This is a genomic window from Aminobacter sp. HY435 (assembly GCF_027568395.1).
In the GTDB taxonomy this organism is placed as follows: Bacteria; Pseudomonadota; Alphaproteobacteria; order Rhizobiales; family Rhizobiaceae; genus Aminobacter.
The window spans coordinates 1-1,121 of the sequence record NZ_JANKZL010000026.1; the positions used below are offsets into that span (position 1 = coordinate 1).

Below are 1,121 nucleotides of genomic sequence, written 5' to 3' on the forward strand. Positions count from 1 at the left end.
GCATTGGCGAAGTTCGGATGGACGATCTTGCCGGCATCGGTCAGCATCGTCGCCTTGACCAGTTCGTCGTCGCGGTTGATGGCGATCTGCTTTGCGGCCTTGTCGACCATGGTCTCGAGGAAGGCGAACAGGTTCCTGGCATAGAGCAGCGAGGCGGACGCCGCGATCCGGCCCGGCACGTTGAGATGGCCGACGATCTTGACGCCGTTGGCGGTCGTCACGATCTTGCCGGCCTGGGCGCCCTCGACATTGCCGCCGCGCTCGACAGCCAGATCGACAAGCACCGACCCCGGCTTCATCGAGGCGACCATCTGGGCCGACACCAGCTTCGGCGCCGGACGGCCCGGGATCAGTGCCGTGGTGATGACGATGTCCTGCTTGGCGATGTGCTCGGCGGTCAGCGCCGCCTGCTTGGCCTGGTACTCCCTGGACATCTCCTTGGCGTAGCCGCCGGCGGTTTCCGCCTGCTTGAACTCCTCGTCCTCGACGGCGATGAACTTGGCGCCGAGCGAGGCGACCTGTTCCTTGACCGCCGGACGCACGTCCGTTGCGGTGACGATGGCGCCCATGCGGCGCGCGGTGGCGATCGCCTGCAGGCCGGCGACGCCGACGCCCATGACGAACACTTTCGCCGCCGGAACCGTGCCCGCCGCCGTCATCATCATCGGCAGCGCGCGGTCGTACTCATAGGCGCCGTCGAGCACCGACTGGTAGCCGGCGAGGTTGGCCTGCGAGGACAACACGTCCATCACCTGGGCACGCGTGATGCGCGGCATGAACTCCATGGCGAATGCCGTGACACCGGCCTTGGCCATCGCCGCGATCGCTGCATCGTTGCCGTAGGGATCCATGATGGCAAGCACCGCAGCGCCCGCCTTGTAGCCCTTGACCTCGGCCTCCAAGGGCCGGCGCACCTTCAGCACAACGTCGGCGCGACCCGCATCCGACGCCTTGCCGATGACAGCTCCCACCGCCACGTAGTCGGCATCCGGTATCCGCGACAGCGTCCCCGCCCCCGCCTCGATCACAACCTCGAAACCAAGCGCGACCAGGCGTTTCACCGTATCCGGCGAAGCGCCTACCCGACCCTCGGTCAAATCAATCTCTTTAGGTATGAATAT

General features: G+C 66.1%; 1 protein-coding gene. It reads right to left on the reverse strand.

Features of this window, described 5'->3' with window-relative positions:
• The coding region (locus PCJ21_RS22055) for a Re/Si-specific NAD(P)(+) transhydrogenase subunit alpha (RefSeq protein WP_269933569.1) at nt 1-1,121 on the reverse strand (1,121 nt) is incomplete at both ends.